The sequence below is a fragment of the Methylibium sp. genome (assembly GCF_013817365.1).
Taxonomy (GTDB): domain Bacteria; phylum Pseudomonadota; class Gammaproteobacteria; order Burkholderiales; family Burkholderiaceae_C; genus Methylibium.
Window position 1 is genome coordinate 1 of record NZ_JACDCU010000200.1, and the last position, 7,194, is coordinate 7,194.

Annotated in this window: 6 protein-coding genes; 4 read left to right on the plus strand and 2 right to left on the minus strand. The window is 69.1% G+C overall.

All coding sequences use genetic code 11. The features are described from left to right. On the plus strand, window positions 1-1,678 hold a 1,678-nt coding region (locus tag H0W38_RS12825; RefSeq protein ID WP_292454585.1), incomplete at its 5' end, for a M61 family metallopeptidase. Window positions 1,679-1,738: 60 nt separating this feature from the next. Here H0W38_RS12825 and H0W38_RS12830 read toward each other — a convergent pair. Beyond that, window positions 1,739-2,230: a hypothetical protein gene (locus H0W38_RS12830; RefSeq protein WP_292454587.1), complete on the minus strand. Its 492-nt coding sequence runs from the start codon at window positions 2,228-2,230 to the stop codon at window positions 1,739-1,741. A gap of 140 nt (window positions 2,231-2,370) precedes the next feature. Between H0W38_RS12830 and H0W38_RS12835 the strand changes: the two genes are divergently transcribed. Then, window positions 2,371-3,159 carry an enoyl-CoA hydratase gene (locus H0W38_RS12835; protein WP_292454588.1) on the plus strand — a complete coding sequence of 263 codons (789 nt, stop codon included), beginning with the start codon at window positions 2,371-2,373 and terminating at the stop codon, window positions 3,157-3,159. 53 nt (window positions 3,160-3,212) lie between these two features. Continuing rightward, on the plus strand, window positions 3,213-3,713 hold the full coding sequence (locus H0W38_RS12840; protein WP_292454591.1) for a LapA family protein: 501 nt from the start codon (window positions 3,213-3,215) through the stop codon (window positions 3,711-3,713). A gap of 67 nt (window positions 3,714-3,780) precedes the next feature. Here the strand turns inward: H0W38_RS12840 and lysS are convergent, their stop codons facing one another. After that, window positions 3,781-5,298, minus strand: coding sequence for a lysine--tRNA ligase (gene lysS, locus H0W38_RS12845; RefSeq protein ID WP_292454592.1), 1,518 nt, complete (start codon window positions 5,296-5,298; stop codon window positions 3,781-3,783). Between the two features lie 207 nt (window positions 5,299-5,505). Here lysS and H0W38_RS12850 point away from each other — a divergent pair, with 207 nt between their 5' ends. Next, on the plus strand, window positions 5,506-6,915 hold the full coding sequence (locus H0W38_RS12850) for a polysaccharide biosynthesis C-terminal domain-containing protein (protein WP_292454595.1): 1,410 nt from the start codon (window positions 5,506-5,508) through the stop codon (window positions 6,913-6,915). The last annotated feature ends 279 nt before the right edge of the window (window positions 6,916-7,194 follow it).

Genomic DNA, 7,194 nt, shown 5'->3' on the forward strand with positions numbered 1-7,194 from the left:
CTGGATCCCCGGCAGCTACCTGGTGCGCGAGTTCGCCCGCCACCTGTCGCAGCTCGAGGCACGGCAGGGCACGCGGGCCGTGCGGCTGGTACAGCACGACAAGAGCAGCTGGGTGGCGCATTGCGAATGCCGCGCCGCCCTGACGGTGAGCTACTCGGTCTACGCGTTCGATACCTCCGTGCGCGCCGCCTATCTCGACGCCGGCCGCGGCTTCTTCAACGGCACCAGCGTGTTTCTGCGGGTGCAGGGGCGCGAGGCCGAGCCGCAGCAGCTCGTTCTGGGCACGCTGCCGCGCGGCTGGCAGGTCGCCACCGGGCTGCCGGCGGTCGGAGCCTGCTTCGAAGCCGCCGACTACGACGAACTGGTCGATCACCCGGTCGAGCTCGGCCGTTTCTGGCGCGGCAGCTTTCAGGCGGCCGGCGTCGCGCATGAATTCGTGGTCGCCGGCGCCTTGCCCGGCTTCGACGGCGAACGCCTGCTCGCCGACAGCCGCAGGATCTGCGAGACGCAGATTGCTTTCTGGCATGGCACGCCGAGCCGCGGCTCGGTCAAGCCGCCGTTCCAGCGCTACTTGTTTTTGCTCAATGCGGTGGAAGACGGCTACGGCGGCCTGGAGCACCGCGCCAGCACCGCGCTCATCGCCAACCGCCGCGATCTGCCGCGCACCGGCATGAAGGCGGCCAGCGAAGGCTATGCCACCTTGCTCGGGCTGATCAGTCACGAGTACTTCCATACCTGGAACGTCAAGCGCCTGCGGCCGGCGGAGTTCGCGCGCTACGACTACACGCGCGAGAACTACACAGAGCTGCTGTGGTTCTTCGAAGGCTTCACCTCCTACTACGACGATTTGCTGCTGCTGCGCGCCGGGCTGATCGACGTGCCGCGCTACCTCAAGCTGGTGGCCCGGAGCATCAACAACGTGCGCGCCACGCCCGGGCGGGCGGTGCAGAGCGTGGCGCAGGCGAGCTTCGATGCCTGGGTCAAGTACTACCGGCCCGACGAGAACACCGTCAACGCCACGGTCAGCTACTACGCGCTCGGCTCACTGATCGGGCTGGCGCTCGACCTCACGCTGCGCGGCGAAGGCAGGGGTTCGCTCGACGAGGTGATGCGCGGCCTGTGGGCCCGCAGCGGTGCTGCCGCTGCGCGCGCCGAGGGCCGCCCGGCGGTTCGCGGCGCGGGGGGTGGCCCGATCGACGAGGCCGACATTGCGGCGGTGCTGCAGGAGGTGGGCGGGCGTTCGTACGCGGCCGAACTGGCCTCCTGGGTGCATGGCAGCGCCGACTTGCCGCTGGAGCCGCTGCTCGAGGGGCTGGGCATCGTCTGGCAGGAAGAGGCCGCGACGCTGGCCCAGCGCCTGGGCGCGCGGGTCACGGACACGGGCGGTCAGCTCAAGCTGCAGGCGGTGATGCGCGGCGGCGCGGCCGAGAAAGCCGGCTTGGCGGCAGGCGACGAGTTGATCGCGCTCGACGGCTGGCGAATTCGCAAGCTCGACGATCTGGCGGCGCTCGGCGCCTTCGAGCGGCCGCTCCCCTTGCTGGCGGCGCGCGACCAGCGTCTGCTGGAGCTGAGTTTGCCGAGCGCGCAGGTGCACGGCCCGGTGGCGCTGAGTGTGGATGCCAAGGCCCCGGCCGAGGCCTTGGTTCGCCGGGCCGGCTGGCTCGCCAACGGCGCCTGAAACACAAGGTTGATGCGGCCTGGTCCGGTGGAGGCATTGTGCCGAGCCGAGCCGGTGGCGTCAGCCTGCCTCGGGCGGCAGGCCGACGTGTTGCTCGAACTCGGTGGCGCTCGCGGCGCCCCGTTGCTGGCGCACGAAGCTGCTGGCGAGAACCAGCGCCGAGCGCATGTCTTCGCGGTTCTTGGCTTTTTCGATGCGCAGGCTGAGCGGATCGGCATAGGGGCCGAGGTTGTTGCTGAGCCAGCGTACGGCTCGCTGGCAGGTTTCCACCAGCGTCAGCACCACCGGCGCAGCGGCCTGGGCCGGCGCTGCCGCGGTCGCAGGCGCACTGGCGGCCGAGGCAGCCGTGCCACCGACGGCCTCGATGCATTCGAGATCGAGCAATGCCTGCAGCGCTTCGTCGGCCGGAGGCGGAATCAGCTTGCGCAACTCCGCATCGCTGCGCTTGCCGTCCACGAGAATCAGCGCCTGGCGCACGCGAAGCGGCAGGCGCAGCGCGCGTGTGGCGATTTCGGCTTGTCCGACTTCCGTCTTGCGATAAATGATGGCCATGCAAACGTCTTGTTGCTTGCGGGGAGAGTAACGCAGGCCTGACGCGTTCGTCACGGGCCCCGCCCGGTGCCGCGCAGGCTGCCGTTACTTACCGCACGCGCCGGCCTGTACAGTGAAGCCCCGATCAAGGAGCGCCCGCCATGGGGTACGAGAACCTGCTCACCGACACCCGCGGCACGCTGGCGCTGAAGGCCGGCTGGATCACCCTGAACCGGCCGCAGGCGCTCAACGCGCTGAACGACGCGTTGATGAACGAACTGGGCGCTGCGCTGCGGGCCTTCGACGCCGACGACACCATCGGCTGCATCGTCCTCACGGGCAGCGAGAAGGCTTTCGCGGCGGGGGCCGACATCGGCGCGATGGCGCAGCTGGACTATGCAGACGTCTTCAAGGGCGACTTCATCACCCGCAACTGGGAAGCCATCCGCAGCGTCAGGAAGCCGGTGATCGGTGCCGTCGCCGGCTTCGCGCTCGGCGGCGGCTGCGAGCTGGCGATGATGTGCGACGTGCTCATCGCCGCGGACACCGCGAAGTTCGGTCAGCCCGAGATCAAGCTCGGCATCGTGCCCGGCGCGGGCGGCACGCAGCGGCTGCCGCGCGCCGTGGGCAAGGCCAAGGCGATGGACCTCGTGCTCACCGCCCGCATGATGGACGCCGCCGAGGCCGAGCGCGCCGGCCTCGTCTCTCGCGTGGTGCCGGCCGAGCGGCTGCTCGGGGAAGCGCAAGCGGCGGCGGACGCGATGTGCGGCCTGTCGCTGCCCAGCCTGATGGCCGCCAAGGAATGCGTGAATCGCGCTTACGAGAGCCCCCTGGCCGAGGGCATCACGTTCGAGCGCCGCATGTTCCATGCGATGTTCGCCACGCAGGACCAGAAGGAGGGCATGGACGCCTTCCTCGCCAAGCGCAAACCGCAGTTCCAGCACCGCTGAGAGCCGCCGCACCTCATAAACTGCGCCTTGTGCGACCGACCGAGAACAAGAAAATGACCGCCCGACTGCTCCTGACTGTCCTGTTTCTCGTGTTGTTCGCGGTCTTCGTGACGGTGAACTGGAGCGCCTTCATCGCGCCGACCACGCTCTCGCTGGTCGTCGACACCGTCCAGGCGCCCCTCGGGTTGGTGTTGCTCGGCATGCTCGCGGCACTGGTGGCGAGCTTCCTCGTTTACATGGCCTGGTGGCAAGGCCGCGTGCTGATGGAAACGCGCCGGCACACGCAGGAGCTGCAGGCGCAGCGCGTGCTGGCCGACGAGGCGGAAGCCTCGCGTTTCACCGCGCTGCAGACATCAATGACGGCCGAACTGGGCCGGCTGGAAGCCCGGCTAGACGTCACCCAGAGCGAGGTGATGGCGCGCGTGGATGCCGGCATCGCCGAGCTGCGTCAGGCGGTGCAGGACAGCTCGAACACGCTGGCCGCCTACATCGGCGAAGTGGAAGACCGATTCGAGCGCGGGGCCGATCCAGCGAGAACACCGCGGCTGACCTGAACCCGCGCGGGACTCGCGGGGCCGCTGCGAGCGGCTGACCGGTGCTTTCAGCTCGACACGGGCCGCCTCAGGATTCCCGGCGCAGCGCAGGAAACAGGATCACGTCGCGGATGTTGGCCGAATCGGTCAACAGCATCATCAGCCGGTCGATGCCGATGCCGCAGCCGCCAGTGGGCGGAAGCCCGTGCTCGAGTGCGCGGATGTAGTCGGCGTCGAAGTACATGGCCTCCTCGTCGCCGGCGTCCTTGTTGCTGGCTTGCGCGGCGAAGCGCGCGGCCTGGTCCTCGGGGTCGTTGAGTTCGGAAAAGCCGTTGCCGAATTCGCGGCCGGTGATGAAAAGCTCAAAGCGTTCGGTGACCGACGGATCGGTGTCGGAGGCGCGGGCCAGCGGCGAGACTTCGACCGGATAGTCGGTGATGAAGGTCGGCTGCCAGAGCTTTTCCTCGACCGCGGCCTCGAACAGGCCGAACTGCAGCTCGGCGAGGCTCCAGCGCGCCGGCACTTCCTGGCCCAGGGCCTTGAGCTTGTCGCGCAGTACCGAAGCGTCGTTTGCTTCGGCTGCACTCAGGCCGGCATGCGCGACCAGGGAATCGCGCACCGACAGTCGAGCGAACGGCGTTTCCAGATCGACCGGTTGCCCTGCATAGCTCAGTTGCGCAGAGCCGACCGCCTCGCTCGCGGCGTGGCGCAGGATGGCCTCGGTGAAGTCCATCAGGTCGTGGTGGTTCCAGTAGGCCGCATAGAACTCCATCATCGTGAACTCGGGGTTGTGCCGCACCGACACGCCCTCGTTGCGGAAGTTGCGGTTGATCTCGAACACGCGCTCGAATCCGCCCACCACCAGGCGCTTCAGGTACAGCTCCGGCGCGATGCGCAGGAACATTTGCTGATCGAGGGCGTTGTGATGGGTCGTGAAAGGCTTGGCGTTGGCGCCGCCCGGAATCGGGTGGAGCATCGGCGTTTCGACCTCCAGGAAGCCGTGCTCCACCATGAAGCCGCGGATCGAGGCCACCGCCTTGCTGCGCGCACGAAAGCGCTCGCGCGAGGCCTCGTCCATGATGAGATCGACTTCGCGTTGCCGGTACTTCAGTTCCTGGTCGGCCATGCCGTGGAACTTGTCGGGCAGCGGGCGCAGGCTCTTGGTGATCAGGCGGATGGCGCTGACCTTGATGCTGAGCTCGCCGGTGCGCGTGCGAAAGAGCGTGCCTTCGGCGCCGAGGATGTCGCCCAGGTCCCAGTGCTTGAAGGCCGCGAGCTGCTCGGGCCCGACCGCGTCGGCCGTGACGTAGAGCTGAATGCGCCCCGAGCCGTCCTGCAGCGTCGCAAAGCAGGCCTTGCCCATCACGCGCTTGAGCATCATGCGACCGGCGATGCACGCGGCGACCGGCTCGGCTTCGAGCGCTTCGTTGCTCTTGCCTTCGTGCACGCGGTGCAGTTCGGCGGCCTGGTCGCGCGGCTTGAAGTCGTTGGGAAACGCCACCCCTTGCGCGCGGATCGCCGCCAGCTTCTCGCGGCGCTCAGTCACCAGCTTGTTCGTGTCGGGCGCGTTGTCGTCGGCAACGGCGGTCGGGGGCGTGGGGGTCATCGAGAGTCCTGGCGGGCCGCAGCGTGGGCTGCTTGCGGCGAACCGGCGATTTTATGGGGCGGGCCGGCCCCTCACCCAGCCTCTCCTTAGAGGGGAGAGGAGCGGTTCCGCGCTTTTCGAAGCGACCGACGCTTGCGCGACACCCTCTTTCTGTCTGTGATGGATGCTCGCCGACAATCCGCCGTTCGCCTCTCAGCCGCCCGCACCATGCTCCCTCGACCGCTTGCCCGTGGCGCCGCCATCAATCTGGCGGCCCGGCTTGCAAGCGTCGCGCTCGGTCTGGGCATCCTCGTCATGGTCGCGCGGCTGGGGCCGGCGGTGCAGGGCGCATTCGCGCTCTTCGTCGCGATCGAATCGGTGTTGCTTACGCTGTTCTCCGGCCTGGGCTTGCTGCTCGCACGAGAGATCTCCAACCGCCGTGTCGATCCGGCACCGCTCCTGGCAGCGGTGCTACGCGTGGCGCTGGGCCTGGGTGTCGTGGCGGCGCTGCTGCTGCTCGTCGCGGCCGCAGTTGCCGAGGCCGAGCCCTACCGGCACCTCTGGCTGCTCGCGCTCGCTGCGCCGTTGCTGCTGCTGGTGCCGACGGCCAGCGGCCTGTGGTTGGGGCAAGGCCGCATGCTGCCGCTCAACGCGCCGCAGGTCGCGGCGCCCGCGTTGGTGCTGGCGGCGCTGGCGGTGCTTGCGATGCTGCGACCGGACGCGGGCGCGCTGCAGACGGTGCTGCCGGTGCTCGCCGCCTGGGTCGTCGGCAAGGCGATCGTCGCCGCGCTCACCGGGTTGGCCGCGGCGCGCTCCACCGGCCGGGTCGCGCACGACTTGGCGACGGCGATCGAACCGACAGGAGTCCATTCCTTCGGCGGAGTCGCGCACGACATGCCCACGCCGATCGAGCTGGCCGCGATGCGCTCCATCGGCCGGGCCTCGCCCGACTGGCGCGCACTGCGCAGACAGTGGCGCTTCGTCGCAGTGATCGGCGCGACCAACGTCGTGAGCCTGCTGAACTACCGCGCCACGCTCTTCCTCGTCGAGCGCAACGGCGGCCTGGCCGAGACCGGCGTTTATTCGGTGGCGGTGCAGGTGGCCGAGTTGCTGTGGTTGCTGTCCTCGGCGGTCACCGTGTCGGCCTATCACCGCATCGGCACGCCCGATGCGGCCGAGGCTGCCGCCATCACCTTGCGTGCGGTGCGATTCAACTTGCTCGCCACCTTGGCTGCCGCGCCGTTCCTGTACTGGGGCGCGGCGGTCGCGCTGCCGCGCGTGCTCGGCCCCGCCTATGCCGGCGCCTTGCTCCCGCTGGCGCTGCTGCTGCCGGGCGTGGCCGGCTACGCGGCGGCGTCGAGCCTGTCGGCCTACTACACCAACCACCGCGGCCGGCCGCAGTGGTCGGCCGCCATTGCGGCGCTGTCGCTCGGCCTGACTTTGGCCATTGCCGCGTGGAGCGTGCCGCGCTTCGGTGCGGCCGGCGCGGCGCTGGCGACCTCGCTGGCCTATTCGATCGCGATCGCGGTGGCGCTGGGCTTGTTTTTGCGCGACACCGGTCTGGGCTGGGCGGCGCTGCTCGGTTCAGCGGGTGCCAAGCTTTCCGGAAGAACGCGGGGCCGCCCCGAGTTTCCTTGACCTCAACGCTGGGCGGATGCCGCCAAGCGGCCGCCTGGACGCGCGCTCAAGGGACAATCACGGCCTTGATGAACGCCGTCCAACGCCTACTCGCGCGCTGCTGGCAGCGCCTCGCTGCTCCCCGCATGATCTACGGCCAGCGCAGCGCAGAAGGTGTGCTGCGCGCACACAGCCGCGTCTCGACCCACGCGCGCATCGAGGCGCCCGCGCGCCTGCTGCTCGGCGACCATGTCTTTATCGGTCATTTCAACTTCATCGACGCCTCCGGCGGCCTGGAGA

Excerpts from the sequence above, each read along its gene's own strand:
- H0W38_RS12840 (WP_292454591.1), top strand. The coding sequence starts at position 3,213 with ATGACCGCCCGACTGCTCCTGACTGTCCTGTTTCTCGTGTTGTTCGCG.
- H0W38_RS12835 (WP_292454588.1), top strand. The coding sequence starts at position 2,371 with ATGGGGTACGAGAACCTGCTCACCGACACCCGCGGCACGCTGGCGCTG.
- H0W38_RS12850 (WP_292454595.1), top strand. The coding sequence starts at position 5,506 with ATGCTCCCTCGACCGCTTGCCCGTGGCGCCGCCATCAATCTGGCGGCC.
- H0W38_RS12830 (WP_292454587.1), bottom strand. The coding sequence starts at position 2,230 with ATGGCCATCATTTATCGCAAGACGGAAGTCGGACAAGCCGAAATCGCC.
- lysS (WP_292454592.1), bottom strand. The coding sequence starts at position 5,298 with ATGACCCCCACGCCCCCGACCGCCGTTGCCGACGACAACGCGCCCGAC.